Raw genomic sequence first — 15081 nt, forward strand, 5'->3', positions numbered from 1 at the left:
ATGCTCTTACATTGAATGCATGCGCATGTATTCTGCTGCGTATGACCTCTCCGTCCTCCACCGTCCCCAGTACCGAAACGAGTTGGAACGCCCGGCAGTGGGGCACCCTGCTGGTGCTCTGCGCGGCGCTGTTCCTCGACGCGCTCGACGTATCGATGGTCGGTGTCGCCCTGCCGTCGATCGCCCACGACCTCGACCTGACGACCGCCTCCCTGCAGTGGGTCGTCAGCGGCTACATCCTCGGCTACGGCGGTCTGCTGCTGCTCGGCGGCCGCGCCGCCGACCTGCTGGGACGCCGCCGCGTCTTCCTGATCGCACTCGGCGTCTTCGCCGCCGCCTCGCTGCTCGCCGGCATCGTCGACTCGGGCGAGCTGCTCATCGCCACCCGGTTCATCAAGGGCCTGAGCGCCGCCTTCACCGCGCCCGCCGGACTGTCGATCATCACCACCTCGTTCGCCGAGGGCCCGGTCCGGAACCGGGCGCTCACGATCTACGCCTCCTGCGGCGCGACGGGCTTCTCGATGGGCCTCGTGCTCTCCGGACTGCTCACCGAGGTGGGCTGGCGCTGGACGATGCTGCTGCCCGCCCCGGTCGCCCTGATCGCCCTCGTCATCGGTCTCAAGCTCATCCCCAAGAGCCCCCGCGAGGACGGCGCGGGCCGCGGTTACGACCTGCCGGGCGCCCTCACCGGCACCGCCGCGATGCTGCTGCTGGTCTTCACCGTGGTCGAAGCCGGACAGGCCGGCTGGGCATCCGCCCGCACCCTGGTCTCGTTCGCCGCCGTCGCCGCGCTGCTGGCCGGCTTCATCGCGATCGAACGGCGCTCCGCGCACCCGCTGATCCGGCTCGGCATCCTGCGCTCTCCCAACCAGATCCGCGCCAATCTGGGCGGCGCAACCTTCATGGGTTCGTACATCGGGTTCCAGTTCCTCGTCACCCAGTACATGCAGTCGCTGCTCGGCTGGTCCGCGCTGCACACCGCACTCGCCTTCCTGCCGGCCGGCGCGCTGGTGGCCGTCGCGTCGCCCCGGATGGGGCCGGTGGTCGACCGGTTCGGCACACCGCGGGTGATCACGGCGGGCTTCGCCTCGCTCGTCATCGGCTACACGCTCTTCCTCCGCGTCGATCTGTCGCCGAACTACGCCCTCGACATCCTGCCGTCGATGCTGCTGCTCGGCACCGCCTTCACCCTCGCCTACTCGTCGCTCAACATCCAGGCCACCAACGGGGTCGGCGACCATGAGCAGGGCATGGTCTCCGGCCTGCTGAACAGCTCCTTCCAGGTGGGCGGGGCGATCTTCCTGGCCATCGTGACCGCGGTGGTGACCGCGAGTGGCACCGACGGCCCCCGCACACCGCAGGCAGTCCTGGACACCTACCGGCCCGGCCTGGTGGTCGTCACCGTCATCGGACTGGTGGGACTGCTGCTCACGCTGACCGGGCTGCGCGAGCGCCGTCCCGCCACCGAGATCATCGTCGCCTCGTCGGTGCCCTCGGCCGACGTCCAGCCGGCCGCCAAGGAGGCGCAGCCGGTGGCGGTACGCGACTGACCGAACCCCGCGGCACCCCACCCGCGGACCCGTACAGCCGCACAGCCGCACGCGTACAGCCGCAGAACCCGCACCACCCGGGAATCGGACCGTCGTTCAGGGCCCCGTGCCAGACTGACCGCACTGCTGCCGTCCAGGGGCGGAGCGGCCGGATGCGCCGGGCCCGCACACAGGCGGAACGGGACGCCGCCACCGTCGAGATGATGTACGCGGCGGTGACCGGGGTGCTCCTCGCCGCACTCGCCTTCGCCGTCGTGGTGAGCCCGGTGCTCGCGGGGCGGGCCCATGGAGCCGCCCGCGACAGCTGGCTCACCGCGGCCGCCGTCGTGGCAGTGGTGGCCTTCCGCGGCCGGGTCATCGGCGTGCTGCGCCACCACGAGCGCGGAACGCGAACCGGCCGGGGAGCGCCCGGCCGGGAGGATCCCCGCTAGCGGGTCCGGTCAGCCGAGCCAGCCGGGCCGTACCAGGCCGGACTCATAGGCCAGGACGACGAGTTGGGCCCGGTCGCGGGCCGCCAGTTTGATCATGGCGCGGCTGACATGCGTCTTGGCGGTGAGCGGGCTGACGACGAGCCTGCGGGCGATCTCGTCGTTCGACAGGCCGATGCCCACCAGCGCCATCACCTCACGCTCGCGGTCGGTGAGGTGTTCCAGGCCCGCGACGGTCGTCGGTTCCTTCGACCGGGCCGCGAACTCCACGATCAGCCGGCGGGTCACACCGGGCGACAGGAGCGCGTCCCCCTCCACCACCGCCCGCACGGCCCGCAGCAGTTCCTCCGGTTCCGTGTCCTTGACCAGGAATCCGGAGGCCCCGGCGCGGATCGCCTCGAAGACGTACTCGTCCAGCTCGAAGGTGGTCAGTATGACCACCTTGACTTTGGCGAGCGCCGGATCCCCGGTGATGTGCCTGGTGGCCTCGAGGCCGTCCATGCGCGGCATACGGATGTCCATCAGCACGGCGTCCGGGGAGAGTTCGCGCACCAGGCGGAGCGCCGCCTCCCCGTCACCGGCCTCGCCGACCACCTCGATGTCGCTCTGGGCGTCGAGCAGCGCCCGGAATCCGGCCCTTACCAGGACCTGGTCATCGGCAAGCAGTACGCGGATCATCGGCCTTCTCCCTCAGTGGCGCCCGCCACGGTACCGGCCGTGCTGCGCGGCAGCCGGGCCAGCACGCGGAAGCCTCCCCCGGGGCGCGGTCCGGCCTCGACCGAGCCGCCAAGCGCCGCGGCCCGCTCCCGCATCCCGAGAAGGCCGTTGCCACCACCGGTCTCGGCGGCGCCCTCGGCTCGCAGCGACGACGGTCCGTCGTCGTCCACGCTCAGCTCGACGCCCTCCGGCCCGTATTCCAGCCGCACGCGCGCGGTGCGGGCGCCCGAGTGCCGGACGATGTTGGTGAGCGCCTCCTGGATGATGCGGAAGGCCGCGAGATCCGCGCCGGGCGACAGCGGGAAGCGAGCTCCCTCGGTGGTGATGTCCACCTTCAGACCGGCGCCGGCCGCCTGCTCGGCGAGTTCGGACAGCCGGTCCAGACCGGGGGCGGGCGAGCGCGGCGCGTCACCGGGCGCCCGCAGGGTGCTCAGCACCTGCCGGACCTCGCCCAGCGCCTCCTTGCTCGCGGCCTTGATGGTGATCAAGGCCGAACGCGCCTGCTCGGGGCGCTCGTCCATGAGCGCGAGCGCGACACCCGCCTGCACATTGATCACCGAGATGCTGTGCGCGAGGACATCGTGGAGCTCCCGGGCGATCCGCAGCCGTTCCTCGTCGGCGCGCCGGCTCTCCGCCTCCTCGTGATCGCGCCGCTCGCGCGCGATCCGCTCGCGGCGGGCCCGGTACAGCTCCGCGCCGGCCAGGATCGCCAGCAGCCACGCGGCGATGCCGGACGCGGCCATCCAGGGCGACGGCCCGTCGCCCTCCGGCGGCAGCCAGCGGTACAGCCACTGGCCGACCAGCAGCTCGACGGCGTACACCACGCCCGCGATGGTCAGTACGGCCCGGCGGCGGCCCGCTCCGATGGCGGCGAAGAAGGCCACGACCATGCTGAGGATGACCGGTCCGTACGGATAGCCGAGGGCGAGATACCCCATGGCGATGGCCGCGGTGCCGGCGGCGACGAGCACGGGCGCGCGGTGGCGCAGCGGCAGCAGTGCCGGGCCGGCCAGCAGCAGGACATAGGCCGCCGCGTCCAGGTGCACCCGGCCCGACTGGTTGTGCGCCGCCCCGTTGGAGCCGACCACTTGCACGAACGCCACGGCCAGCGAGGAGATCCAGGGAAAGCGGGCGGCGATGGCATGGGCCCGGGATGCCGCGGGCGACTCCTGGTGCGTCATGCCGCAACGCTAGACCGGTGACCGGGTGACCGTCGTCCGCTGTCCGTGGTCATCACGGCTACTCCGTGGGGAGTACGGCGGCCGGCTGCAGGCCGACTTGGCGGGCGAGCGCGCCCGCGGCCTGGTCGAAGAACTCGCCGCGGGCGTGCACCACGCGGTTGAACTGGCCGAAGATCTCAAAGCTGACCAGCCCGAAGAGCTGGGCCCATCCGCTGACCAGGGCGGCGATCACCGGCACCGGGAGCTCCGGGGCCAGCTCCGCCGCGAGCCGGGCGGCATCCGCCCGGACGGGCGCCGCCAGCGCCGAGCCCTACGGCTCGCCGAGGAGGCCGGCCGCATGCGCCTGCCTGACCACGGCGATCAGGGCGAACGGGACGCGCTGGGCGGGACCCACGGTGTCCTGCGGCGCGGCGTAGCCGGGCACCGGCGAACCGTAGATGAGGGCGTACTCATGTGGGCGCGCGAGGGCCCAGTCGCGCACGGAGCGGCAGACGGTCACCCAGCGCGCGTGCGGGGGATCGCCGGCCGTGCGGGCCAGCGCGTCCTCGGCCTCGGCCCCTATCGCGTCGTAGGCGTCGACGATGAGCGCGGTGAGCAGATCGTCCCGGCTCGGGAAGTAGCGGTAGAGGGCGGAGGAGACCATGCCCAGTTCGCGCGCCACGGCACGCAGGGAGAGCCGGGCCGCGCCTTCGGCGGCCAGCTGCCGCCTGGCTTCCTCTTTTATGGCGGCGGTTACTTCGATTCGGGCCCGTTCCCTGGCTCCACGGATCACACTCATGGCGTCCAGTCTGCCATCTTCCGGAGCATCGGCCAACAACGAGAGCAGCGCTCTTGTTTTTTTCCGCCGTGGATGGCAGGCTGATCTCAAGCGAGAGCACCGCTCTCCACATTCTCCAGGGAGCATCGACCATGTCCGACCGCGACCACGTCAAGAAGCCCGGCTGGTTCACCGTCAACGTCTTCAACCGCACGGTCGCGTGGCTGACGCGGCGGGGCGTGAGCATCTGGGGATCGCGGGTGCTGGCCGTGCGCGGCCGCAAGAGCGGCGAATGGCGGCGCACCCCGGTCAATCTGCTGACCGTCGGCGGGGAGCAGTACCTCGTCGCACCGCGCGGCCACGTCCAGTGGACGCACAACATGCGCGCCGCCGGCGGCGGGCAGCTGATCCTCGGCAAGAACACCGAGGAGTTCACCGCGAGCGAGATCGCCGATGACGACAAGCCGGTGCTGCTGCGCGCCTACCTCAAGCGCTGGAAGGCCGAGGTCGGTGTCTTCTTCGACGGTGTCGGCCCCGATTCGACCGACGAGGAGCTGCGCGCGATAGCGCCCAAGCACCCCGTCTTCCGGGTCACGATGACGGGCTGAAGGTCACCTCGACCTGAGTGAAACCGAGCGAGGTCAGCAACCGCTGCAGCATGGACTGGGTGTTGGCCTCCGCGCGCTTGCCCAGCTCGGTCGCCTTGGCCGCGTCCTGGATCTTCTGCGCGGCCAGTTCGTTCAGCTGCTTCTCGTTGCCCGGGTTGTTGCCCAGGAAGTCGCCGAGCCGGTCGAAGAACCCGCGCTGCTGGGAGACGACATAGGAGTTCTTCGGGTCGAGGGCGGTGCGTTCCAGCTCCGCGCGGGGCAGCCGGATGGTCGCCGAGGTGCGGTCGGCGGAGACAGTGACCGCGTCCTTGCCGACCTTGCCCAGGTCCACATAGGAGTCCACGCTGCCCGCGCCGACGTACAACGTCCGCTTGCCCTTCACCGAGGCGGGGAGAAAGGCCGCGTCTTTCTGCAGATCGACCACCACCTGGAAGTTCCCGGTGGCGCCCTGGAAGCGGCTCATGTCCTGGATCGACTTCAGCACCACCGGACCGCTGCGGTCCTTGGTCTTCTCACCGAACGGATTGGGGAGTCCCGGCAGCAGATTGGCCTTCGCGAACAGAAAGAACATTCCGGCCAGGACCACCACCGTGGCGGTCAGTTTTGCCCACCACGGCATCCGGCCCGCATTGTCGCGCAACACCATGTCGACGCCACCTCCTGAGAAGCCGTCTTCCCCTGAAGTGCCGTTGTATGAGGCGTGGTTACGAATGTACGAGGCGTGGTTACGAACGGTCCAGGGCCCACAGCGCGCGGCGGGCCAGCGGGTGGTTGCGGACCAGGTCCGCGAGTGTGCCCTTACCGCGGGTGATCCCCGCGAAGGCGTGCCAGGCGGGCGGGAAGGTGGTGAGGACCGCGTGCAGCAGACCGGGACGCTTCTCGAACAGGGCCAGCATCCGCCGCCCCACTCCCATCTCCACGCCGAGTCCCGCCTTGACGGCGAAGGCGTAGTTCAACGCCTGCCGGCGGGCGTCGACCGCGTCGTGCGCCTCGGAGATCCGGACCGCCCACTCCCCCGCGAGCCGTCCGGAACGCAGCGCGAAGGAGATTCCCTCACGGGTCCACGGCTCCAGCAGCCCCGCCGCGTCGCCGCACACCAGGACCCGGCCCCGGGACAGCGGGGAGTCGTCGGACCGGCAGCGGGTGAGGTGCCCGGAGGAGATGCTCGGCTCGAAGCCGGCCAGCCCGAGCCGCGCGATGAAGTCCTCGAGGTAGCGCTTGGTCGCACCGCCGTCTCCGCGCGCGGAGATCACCCCGACGGTGAGCGAGTCGCCCTTGGGAAACACCCAGCCGTAACTGCCGGGCAGCGGGCCCCAGTCGATGAGCACCCGGCCGGCCCAGTCCTCGGCCACCGCCTCCGGTACCGGGATCTCGGCCTCCAGACCGAGGTCGACCTGGTCCAGCTTGACCCCGACATGGGCTCCTATCCGGCTGGCGCTGCCATCGGCGCCGACCACGGCGCGGGCGAGCACGGTCGCCCCGCCGCTCAGCACGACGGCGACCGTCCGCCGGTCGGGCACGGCCGGCCCGTGCTGCTCCACGCGCGAGACGGTCACGCCGGTACGCAGCACGGCGCCCGCGTCCTGCGCCGTGCGGACCAGCGCGGCATCGAACTCGGGGCGGTTGATCAGACCGAACAGCATCTGCCGCGAGCGCTTGGTGCGGGACAGCTTGCCGTTGAGGCTGAACGTCACCGCGTGCACGCGGTCGCGCAGCGGAAGCTCGAAGCCGGGCGGCAGCGAGTCGCGGGACGGGCCGATGATGCCGCCGCCGCATGTCTTGTAACGCGGCAGTTCGGCCTTCTCCAGCAGCAGCACCCGGCGGCCGGCGGCGGCCGCCGCGTAGGCGGCCGAGGCACCACCAGGGCCGGCACCGACCACTACGACATCCCAGACCGTGTCGTCCGCTCCGTCGTCCGCCGAACCGCTGCCCTGCGCCGCTTGCTCGCTGCTCACGTGTGATTCCGCTCCCGCTCGACCCGCCGACTCTCGTCGCCCCTGCTCAGCCGCATCCTATGGCGCGAAGCCCGGCAGGACCGCTGTGGCACCATCGGCAACGTCCAGTTGTGCGCACGAACACACCACCGCACCCGCTAGGAGCGCCCATGCCGGCCGTACCACTCTCCGAAACCGTCGCCTCGCTCATGCCGCGCGCCCGCGCAGAACTCGCCGAACTCGTGTCGTACGCGTCGGTCGCCGACGAGCGCCAGTTCCCGAAGGCCGGGTGCGAGAAGGCCGCCGGCTGGGTCGCCGACGCACTGCGTGCCGACGGCTTCCAGGACGTGGCGCTGCTGGACACCCCGGACGGCACCCAGTCGGTCTACGGATATCTCCCCGGGCCGCAGGGCGCGCCGACCGTGCTGCTGTACGCGCACTACGACGTGCAGCCGCCACTGGACGAAGCCGCCTGGATCTCCCCGCCGTTCGAGCTGACCGAGCGGGACGGCCGTTGGTACGGGCGCGGCGCCGCGGACTGCAAGGGCGGCATCCTGATGCACCTCACCGCACTGCGCGCGCTGCGCGAGCACGGCGGCTCCCCGGTGCACATCAAGGTCATCGTCGAGGGGTCCGAGGAGCAGGGCACCGGCGGCCTGGAGCGCTATGTCGAGGCGCACCCCGAGCTGCTGACCTCCGACGCGATCGTCATCGGTGACGCGGGCAACTTCCGGGTCGGGCTGCCGACGGTCACCGCGACCCTGCGCGGCATGGCGATGGTCGAGGTGAAGGTCGACACCCTCGGGGGCAACCTCCACTCGGGCCAGTTCGGCGGCGCGGCCCCCGACGCGCTCGCCGCGCTCATCCACATGCTCGGCACCCTGCGCGACGAGAACGGCACCACCACCATCGACGGGCTGGACTCCGGCGGTCAGTGGGAGGGCCTGCAGTATCCGGAAGGCGACTTCCGCAAGGACGCCAAGGTGCTCGACGGCGTCGCCATCGTCGGCACCGGCACGATCTCGGACCGGCTCTGGGCCCGGCCGTCCGTGACCGTACTGGGCATCGACTGCCCGCCGGTCGTGGGCGCGACCCCGTCCGTCCAGGCGAGCGCCGGTGCGGTGGTCAGTCTGCGGGTGCCGCCGGGCGCCGATGCCCAGCAGGCCGCCGACGCTCTCATCGAGCACCTGAAGGCCGCCGCCCCCTGGGGCGCCCGGGTCGAGGTCACCCAGCGCGGCAGCGGCCAGCCGTTCCGCGCGGACACCTCCAGCCCGGCGTACTCCGCGATGGCGGATGCCATGCGCGTGGCGTACGGCCAGGAGCTGGAGATCGCGGGGATGGGCGGCTCGATCCCGCTGTGCAACACCCTGGCCACGATCTACCCCGAGGCGGAGATCCTGCTGATCGGCCTGAGCGAGCCCGACGCCCAGATCCACGCGGTGAACGAGAGCGTCTCCCCGCAGGAGCTGGAACGCCTGGCACTGGCCGAGGCGCTGTTCCTGGGCAACTACGCCGCGTCCAAGTCCGTGTGAGCCGGCGGGGTCCCGCCCTGTCGGCGGGCCCCCGCCCGCCGGGTCATTCGACGGGCCGGCCTGCTTCCAGGTTCAGCGGGACGCCCCGCTCCCGGGCCCGCAGCGCCCAGCGCAGCCGGTTCAGCCGGACCGGCGGAAGGAGTCCGGCGGCCTCGTCCTCGGTGACGAAGCGCCAGCCGCGCAGTTCGGCCCCCGGGAGCACCAGCCGGTCCGCGTCGGCGGCGGGTATTCGTCCGCCGTCGAAGAGCAGCCGCATCCCCCCGAAGCCGGGTGGCGCCGGTGGCTCCCAGTCGACGACCAGCAGCCTGGGCACCACGGCGAGCTCGATCCCCAGTTCCTCGGCGACCTCCCGCAGCCCCGCCTGCGCGGGCGCCTCGCCGCGCTCCACGACCCCGCCGGGAAACTCCCAGCCCGGCTTGTAGGTCGGATCGACGAGCAGCACCCGGTCCTGCTCGTCGAAGAGCAGCACTCCGGACGCGACCGTCTCCGCCGCGGGCTCCGGGGTCTGCACGATGTCGCACCGCCCCACCCCCTGGCGCAGCGCTTCGGCGATCCGCTCCGCGGTCTGCCGGGGGGTCAGCCCCGCGGTCCCGATCACGTACGCGTCCGTGCTGAGCCAGTACAGCGCGTCCAGGTAGGCCGTAAGGTGGTCCGCCGCGTCCTCAGCCATCTCCTCCCGCCTGGCGAGACGTTCCAGCAGGATCGTTTCCCCCGGGTCCAGAAGCACATGCCGCACCGCGATCCCGCGCGAGGCCAGACCGCCGAACAACTCGTCGCGGTACTCCTGCCGCAGCAGCGTCATCGGAACGATCAGCACTCCCCCGACCTCCTGGAGCAGCGCGGCAGCGGTGTCGACCACGAGCCGCCGCCAGATCTGCAGGTCCTGGAGGTCGCTCACCTCCTGGAGCCGTTTCTCGGGAAGCAGCTGCCCCAGCCCCGCGCCGACGACCTCCGGATCGTAGAGAGTGCTGCCCGGCAGCAGATCCAGCAGTTCGCGCGCGGCGCTTGTCTTGCCCGCGCCGAATGCCCCGTTCACCCAGACGATCACGGTGCCCCCTTCTCCGTAGCCCCCTACGAATTGCCCGGATCATCGCCACCGGCAAACGCGAACCGACCGCCATCGGCTCGTACTCGCCGCCTCGGCGGCCCGGCCGGAAGAAAGCTTTCCCGCTGTGTCGATCCGGCTCCCTGCCGTTCGACGCATGAGTAGAGGCAAGGTCCGGCCGGATCGAAGCGCCGGAACACGCGGGCCGCCCGCCTCTCTCACACCACAGGAGTACGTCATGACCACGACCCACCCCGTGTCCCCGGCCGCGTCCCGCCCGTCCGTGGCCCGGCGCCGGCCCGCCCTCACCGCCGTCCGGCGGCAGCGTGTCAGGGCTGCCGGCGTGGCCGGCTCGGTACTCGCCGCCTGCGCGGTCTGGGCGGCCGGCCGCGCGCTGGGCGCCGACTTCAGGCTCGCCGACTCGATGGGCGAGGCGGTCATCAACCTGCCGGTCGTGGCAGTCTTCAGCCTGCTGTTCGCTCTCCTCGGCTGGGGCACCCTGGCCCTGCTGGAGCGCTTCACCCGGCACGCCCGCACCGCGTGGACCACGCTCGCCATCACGGTGCTGCTGCTGTCGGTGCTTCCGATCTTCGCCGAGCAGGCCACCACGGCGACCAGGATCGCCCTCTGCCTGGTCCACGGCGCCGTCGCCGCGGTCCTCGTGCCGGTCCTGCGCCGGTCCGCCCGCTGACACCCGGTGCCGGCCCCCAACAGCCACCGCCGGTCCCACAGCCGGTCCCACAGCCGGTCCCACAGCCGAAGCGGCGGCGGGACCCCTCGCCGCCCTGCCCCCTACCCCTTGCTCGCGCCGAGGGTGAGCCCGGCGATGAACTGCCGCTGCAGGATCATGAAGACCAGGATCGTGGGCAGCGCGACGAGGACCGATCCGGCCGCTAGCAGGTTGTAGTCCGTGAAGAACTGGCCGCGGAGGTTGTTCAGCGCCGAGGTGATCGGCAGCTTGTCCCCGGAGGACATGAACACCAGCGCCCACAGGAAGTCGTTGTACATCCACGTGAACTGCAGCGTGGCGAGCGCGGCGATGGCCGGCCGGCACAGCGGGAGCGTGATGCGCCAGTACTGGGTCCACACCCCCGCGCCGTCGACGATCGCCGCCTCGATGATCTCCATCGGCAGGGTGCGCATGAAGTTGGCGAGAACGAATACACAGAAGCCGGTCTGGAAGGCCACCTGCACGGCGATGACGGCCCAGTACGAGTCGTACATCGTCAACGAGTCGGACATCCAGTAGGGCAGCGGAATCCGGTTGAAGAGGACGTACAGCGGGGTCACGATCACCTGCTGGGGCAGCAGGTTGCCCGCGGTGAACATGATCAGCAGGAAGACCCGGCCCCGGAGCTGGATCCGCGACGCCGCGAACGCGACGAACGACGCGAAGAACAGTGTGAGCAGCAGCGCCGGCACCGCGATGATCAGGGAGTTGATGAAGTACTTGCTCATCTCCCCCTGGGTGAACGCCTGCTTGTAGTAGTCGAACGACAGGTGCCGGGGCAGGGAGAAGTACCCGTACTTGGCGGTCTCCTGGTAGGGCCGCAAGGAGGCGTAGACCGCGAGCAGCAGCGGGGCGAGGAAGGCCAGCGACACGACCATCAGGAACGTGTGGAGTCCCAGCCGCGCGGGCCGGACCCGGCGCCGCGCCGGCGGGCCTCCGGCGGCGGCGCTCGCGTGCTGGGAGGGCCGGGCGGAAACGGCGGATGTCATGTCTTCTTCTCCTCGCGCATCTCCTGGACCAGATACGTCACGATGAATCCCAGCGAGATGGTGAGCAGTACGACGGCGATCGCCGATCCGAAGCCGATCCGGCTGGCCTCGCCGATGATGTTGTCCGTGACCAGCACACTGAGCAGTTCCAGGCCGTTGCGCCCGTGGTTGACGGCGTAGACGATGTCGAACGCTCTGAGCGCCTCGATGACGGTGATCACCGCGACGATGACGTTCACCGGGCGCAGCGTGGGCAGCACGACCTTGAAGAACGCCTGCACCTCGCTGGCCCCGTCGATCGCCGCGGCCTCCTTGAGGGCGGGATCCACGGATTTCAGTCCGGCGAGGAAGAGGATCATCACATAGCCGGTGTGCCGCCAGCCCGCGGCGAGCAGGATCGCCCAGATGTTCAGCGAGGGGTCGCCCAGCCAGTCGGTCGGATTGTCGGTGTTCGACAGGACGGCGTTGAGAGCGCCCTGGTCCCGGGAGAAGACCAGCTGCGCGATGAAACCGACCACCGCCAGCGAGAGCACGACCGGCATGTAGAGGGTGCTCTGGTAGAAGCGGCTGAAGCGGATGTTCTTGTCGAGGAGTACGGCGAGCAGCAGCCCGAAGGGCGTGGCGATCAGGCCCAGGAAGCCCAGCCAGAGAAGGTTGTTGCGGGCGGCCCGCCAGAACGGCGGATAGCCGGTGAACAGGTTGTCGTAGTTGCGGGTACCGACCCAGTGGATACTGCCGACACCGTCCCAGCTGGTGAACGACAGCCCGATGGAGGCCAGTGTGGGACCCCAGATGAGGGCGATTTCGAGAAGGATGGGTATCCCGAGCAGCACACCGAGGACGGCGAGGTCGCGGGGGGTGAACCTCCGCGGGCCCCGCCGTCCGGCGCGCCGCGTGATGATCTGCGGCACAGCGTGTACTCCTAGTCGGCGGCGGCGAAGATGGTCTTCTTCTGCCTCTCGATGCTGTTGACCAGCCCGTCGATGTCGTCCGGCTTGTTGATGAACGTCTGCAGCGCCGGGATCATGACGGTCGAGGCGAAGTCGGGGCGGGTGTCGCGGTCCAGGAACTGGGATATGTGCTTGGCTCCGGAGACCAGTTCCGCGGACTTCTTCTGCAGCTCGGTGTACTTGGCGGTGGAGGCACCGGAGTTCACGCCGACGTTGTTCGGGTCGCCGGCGAGGTAGGCGTCCTCGGCCGCCGGGGTGGCGAGGTACTTCAGGAAGTCGCGCGCCGCGTCCTTGTTCTTGGCCTTCTTCGACATCAGGAAGCCATCGATGGGGGCCTCGACCGAGTCCTGCCCGTGCGCCGGGTCGATTTCCGGGAAGGGGAAGAAGTCCAGGTCCGCGTGTTCGGCCTCGGGGAACTGGGTGCCGGGGTGCGGCAGCCCGAAGACCGCCATACCGGTCTTGCGCTGCTGCAGGCTCTGCCCGGCCTCCTCCCAGGTGCGGCCGTTGGCGCCCTTCTGGTGATAGGGCATCAGGCTGCGCCAGAGGTCGAAGACGTGCTTGACCTTGGTGTCCGTCCAGGACTCCTTGCCGGCCATCAGCGAGGCGTGGAAGTCGTACCCGTTGGCCCGCATGTTGATGTAGTCGAACGTGCCCATGGCGGGCCAGCCGTCCTTGTCGCCGAAGGCGATCGGGGTCAGGCCGTCCTTCTGCATCTGCTTGGCGAGCGCGGTGTACTCGTCGAACGTCTTCGGCGCTTGGTAGCCGTGCTGCTGGAACACGCTCTTCCGGTGGAAGACGGCCCACGGATAGTAGTAGTAGGGCACGAAGTACTGCTTGCCGTCGTGCCCGCTGGACTGGGCCTTCAGCGCGTCGGAGAAGCCCTTGAACCCCGACCACACATCGCTGATGTCGGTCAGCAGGCCCTTCTCCGCGAAGAACTGCATCCGGTTGCCGGCGAACCACATGAAGACGTCGTCCGGGCTGCCCTGCAGATAGCGGTTGATGTTCTCCTGGAAGGTGTTGTGATCGACGGCGTTGACTTTCACCGTCTTCGCCGACTGCGTCTGATAGGCGTCGAACGCCTTCTGGAACGCCGCCTTCGGCACGGCGTCCGAGGCGTTGGAACCGAGAGTAACCGTCTTGCTGTCCCCGGAAGGGCCGCTACTGCAGGCGGCGAGCAGCGAGGGAAGGGTTACCGCTCCCGCACTGATCGCTGCACCTCGCAGCAGACTTCGGCGGGAGATCCGATGTCCGGCCGATTCCCTGAATGCGGGCCGACCACTGAACGATGACTGCGCCATGTCCCCCTCCTCGTGGGTGAAACTGAACACAACCGAACGCGAGCGGTGCGATCTCACCTCCAGGCGGGGGCGGTGTCAAGGTTTCTGACGAGATAACGAACAACAGTTACCGGATCTCTTCCAACAACCTTCAACAGCTTCTAACGTAAACGACCGCCCCCATCAGGGCATAACGCTGCGTGACACCGGTCGCGCGCGAGCCCGGGGCGCACCTGCCGCCATGCCACCCGTACCCCCGCAACGACCAGTGATCGGAGCGCTGTTCAGCCCTCCCGTTCAGCCCTCCCGTGCGAACTCGGGCGAGAACTCCGTGAGACCGAGGACCTGCGCGGCGGCGGCCGCGGCGCCGACCAGGCCCGCGTCGGTGCCCAGCAGCGCCGGAACCACCTCGATCCCCGCGGCGAACGACAGGGTCGCGTAGCGGCTCAAGTGCTCGCGCAGTGGCCCGAAGAGCACGTCCCCCGCGCCCGCCACGCCCCCGCCGATCACCACGACCCGCACTTCGACCAGCGTCGCGGTGGCGGCGATCCCGGCCGCAAGCGCCTGCGCGGCCCGGTCGAACGACGCCAGCGCGATCGGGTCACCGGCGCGTGCGGACTGCGCCACCGCGGCGGCCGTCGGCTCGGCGCCGCCCTCCGGGAGCCAGCCGTTCTCCAGCGCCCGGCGGACGATGTTCGGTCCGCTGGCCAGCCGCTCCACACAGCCGCGCGACCCGCAGGGGCAGGAGTCGCCGTCGAGGTCGACGCTGATGTGGCCGATGTGGCCCGCGTTGCCGGTAGGGCCCGGCAGCAGCGTGCCGCCGAGCACGAGCCCGCCTCCGACACCCGTGGAGACGACCATGCACAGCGCGTTGTCATAGCCCCGGGCGGCGCCCCGCCAGTGCTCCGCCGCCGTCATCGCGACGCCGTCGCCGGTCAGGACGACCGGGAGCCCGTCCACCGCCAGGGACACCTGCCCGACCAGCGGGAAGTCGCGCCAGCCGGGGACGTTGACCGGGCTGACGGTCCCGCGGGAAGCGTCCACCGGTCCCGCGCTGCCGATGCCGACGGCCACCACCCGCTGCCACCGGCCGTCCTCGCGCAGCTCGCCGAGGACCTCCGCGACGGCGCGCATCACGGTCGCCCCGTCCTGCTTGGCGGGGGTCGGCCGCAGCGCGCGCACGAGCAGTCGGCCGCTCGCGTCGACCAGGGCGCCGGCGATCTTCGTTCCACCGATGTCCAGAGCGGCAATCAGCGAGCCTGCGGCGCGGTCGGAGTGCATCGGGTTCCGTTCTCCCTCTCATTGGCCGGATACCCGCACGTCGCACGGGGTCAGGAGTAGTGTTTCCTTTCTCTGACAACGTTGTCCATTCATTGCGGC

The 15081-nt window shown here is 70.4% G+C and carries 14 protein-coding genes and 1 pseudogene; 5 read left to right on the plus strand and 10 right to left on the minus strand.

Annotated features, from left to right (window positions below):
* The first annotated feature begins 41 nt into the window (after window positions 1-41).
* A complete protein-coding gene (locus QMK24_RS15510; RefSeq protein ID WP_283466473.1) occupies window positions 42-1550 on the plus strand; it encodes an MFS transporter in 1509 nt (502 codons plus the stop codon).
* Between the two features lie 152 nt (window positions 1551-1702).
* Window positions 1703-1981, plus strand: coding sequence for a DUF6332 family protein (locus QMK24_RS15515; protein ID WP_283466475.1), 279 nt, complete (start codon window positions 1703-1705; stop codon window positions 1979-1981).
* Between the two features lie 9 nt (window positions 1982-1990).
* Here QMK24_RS15515 and QMK24_RS15520 read toward each other — a convergent pair whose 3' ends face one another.
* From QMK24_RS15520 to QMK24_RS15530, 3 genes and pseudogenes are all read right to left on the minus strand, one after another.
* Window positions 1991-2656, minus strand: coding sequence for a response regulator transcription factor (locus QMK24_RS15520; RefSeq protein ID WP_283466477.1), 666 nt, complete (start codon window positions 2654-2656; stop codon window positions 1991-1993).
* Complete coding sequence (locus QMK24_RS15525) at window positions 2653-3876, minus strand: sensor histidine kinase (protein ID WP_283466479.1); 1224 nt, start codon at window positions 3874-3876, stop codon at window positions 2653-2655. The genes QMK24_RS15520 and QMK24_RS15525 overlap by 4 nt, the downstream gene beginning before the upstream one ends.
* Before the next feature lie 58 nt (window positions 3877-3934).
* A pseudogene (locus QMK24_RS15530) lies at window positions 3935-4654 on the minus strand (TetR/AcrR family transcriptional regulator).
* Between the two features lie 131 nt (window positions 4655-4785).
* On the opposite strand from QMK24_RS15530, the gene QMK24_RS15535 reads away from it, so the two are divergent.
* Window positions 4786-5241, plus strand: coding sequence for a nitroreductase family deazaflavin-dependent oxidoreductase (locus QMK24_RS15535; RefSeq protein WP_283466483.1), 456 nt, complete (start codon window positions 4786-4788; stop codon window positions 5239-5241).
* Here the strand turns inward: QMK24_RS15535 and QMK24_RS15540 are convergent.
* Together QMK24_RS15540 and QMK24_RS15545 are read right to left on the minus strand one after the other, a co-directional pair.
* A complete protein-coding gene (locus QMK24_RS15540; RefSeq protein ID WP_283466484.1) occupies window positions 5225-5887 on the minus strand; it encodes a DUF4230 domain-containing protein in 663 nt (220 codons plus the stop codon). The genes QMK24_RS15535 and QMK24_RS15540 overlap by 17 nt on opposite strands.
* A 79-nt stretch (window positions 5888-5966) precedes the next feature.
* Entirely contained in the window at window positions 5967-7196 is a 1230-nt protein-coding gene (locus tag QMK24_RS15545; RefSeq protein ID WP_283466486.1) for a geranylgeranyl reductase family protein, read from the minus strand.
* 149 nt (window positions 7197-7345) lie between these two features.
* On the opposite strand from QMK24_RS15545, the gene QMK24_RS15550 reads away from it, so the two are divergent.
* Window positions 7346-8707 carry a dipeptidase gene (locus QMK24_RS15550; RefSeq protein WP_283466488.1) on the plus strand — a complete coding sequence of 454 codons (1362 nt, stop codon included), beginning with the start codon at window positions 7346-7348 and terminating at the stop codon, window positions 8705-8707.
* A gap of 43 nt (window positions 8708-8750) precedes the next feature.
* On the opposite strand, the gene QMK24_RS15555 is transcribed toward QMK24_RS15550, so the two are convergent.
* Window positions 8751-9755, minus strand: coding sequence for an NUDIX hydrolase (locus QMK24_RS15555; protein ID WP_283466489.1), 1005 nt, complete (start codon window positions 9753-9755; stop codon window positions 8751-8753).
* Between the two features lie 235 nt (window positions 9756-9990).
* Between QMK24_RS15555 and QMK24_RS15560 the strand changes: the two genes are divergently transcribed.
* Window positions 9991-10443 carry a DUF6069 family protein gene (locus QMK24_RS15560; RefSeq protein ID WP_283466491.1) on the plus strand — a complete coding sequence of 151 codons (453 nt, stop codon included), beginning with the start codon at window positions 9991-9993 and terminating at the stop codon, window positions 10441-10443.
* A 101-nt stretch (window positions 10444-10544) separates the two neighbouring features.
* On the opposite strand, the gene QMK24_RS15565 is transcribed toward QMK24_RS15560, so the two are convergent.
* From QMK24_RS15565 to QMK24_RS15580, 4 genes are all read right to left on the minus strand, one after another.
* Entirely contained in the window at window positions 10545-11471 is a 927-nt protein-coding gene (locus tag QMK24_RS15565; RefSeq protein WP_283466492.1) for a carbohydrate ABC transporter permease, read from the minus strand.
* Window positions 11468-12382 carry a carbohydrate ABC transporter permease gene (locus tag QMK24_RS15570; protein ID WP_283466495.1) on the minus strand — a complete coding sequence of 305 codons (915 nt, stop codon included), beginning with the start codon at window positions 12380-12382 and terminating at the stop codon, window positions 11468-11470. Before QMK24_RS15570 ends, QMK24_RS15565 begins: the two co-directional genes overlap by 4 nt.
* Window positions 12383-12393: 11 nt before the next feature.
* On the minus strand, window positions 12394-13722 hold the full coding sequence (locus QMK24_RS15575) for an ABC transporter substrate-binding protein (protein WP_283466498.1): 1329 nt from the start codon (window positions 13720-13722) through the stop codon (window positions 12394-12396).
* A 276-nt stretch (window positions 13723-13998) separates the two neighbouring features.
* On the minus strand, window positions 13999-14982 hold the full coding sequence (locus QMK24_RS15580) for an ROK family protein (RefSeq protein WP_283466500.1): 984 nt from the start codon (window positions 14980-14982) through the stop codon (window positions 13999-14001).
* Window positions 14983-15081 lie beyond the last annotated feature (99 nt).

Origin of the sequence: Streptomyces sp. PH10-H1 (assembly GCF_030063355.1) — a bacterium.
Taxonomy (GTDB): domain Bacteria; phylum Actinomycetota; class Actinomycetes; order Streptomycetales; family Streptomycetaceae; genus Actinacidiphila.

Excerpts from the sequence above, each read along its gene's own strand:
- QMK24_RS15575 (WP_283466498.1), bottom strand. The coding sequence starts at position 13,722 with ATGGCGCAGTCATCGTTCAGTGGTCGGCCCGCATTCAGGGAATCGGCC.
- QMK24_RS15540 (WP_283466484.1), bottom strand. The coding sequence starts at position 5,887 with ATGGTGTTGCGCGACAATGCGGGCCGGATGCCGTGGTGGGCAAAACTG.
- QMK24_RS15535 (WP_283466483.1), top strand. The coding sequence starts at position 4,786 with ATGTCCGACCGCGACCACGTCAAGAAGCCCGGCTGGTTCACCGTCAAC.
- QMK24_RS15560 (WP_283466491.1), top strand. The coding sequence starts at position 9,991 with ATGACCACGACCCACCCCGTGTCCCCGGCCGCGTCCCGCCCGTCCGTG.
- QMK24_RS15520 (WP_283466477.1), bottom strand. The coding sequence starts at position 2,656 with ATGATCCGCGTACTGCTTGCCGATGACCAGGTCCTGGTAAGGGCCGGA.
- QMK24_RS15525 (WP_283466479.1), bottom strand. The coding sequence starts at position 3,876 with ATGACGCACCAGGAGTCGCCCGCGGCATCCCGGGCCCATGCCATCGCC.
- QMK24_RS15580 (WP_283466500.1), bottom strand. The coding sequence starts at position 14,982 with ATGCACTCCGACCGCGCCGCAGGCTCGCTGATTGCCGCTCTGGACATC.
- QMK24_RS15565 (WP_283466492.1), bottom strand. The coding sequence starts at position 11,471 with ATGACATCCGCCGTTTCCGCCCGGCCCTCCCAGCACGCGAGCGCCGCC.
- QMK24_RS15510 (WP_283466473.1), top strand. The coding sequence starts at position 42 with ATGACCTCTCCGTCCTCCACCGTCCCCAGTACCGAAACGAGTTGGAAC.
- QMK24_RS15515 (WP_283466475.1), top strand. The coding sequence starts at position 1,703 with ATGCGCCGGGCCCGCACACAGGCGGAACGGGACGCCGCCACCGTCGAG.
- QMK24_RS15550 (WP_283466488.1), top strand. The coding sequence starts at position 7,346 with ATGCCGGCCGTACCACTCTCCGAAACCGTCGCCTCGCTCATGCCGCGC.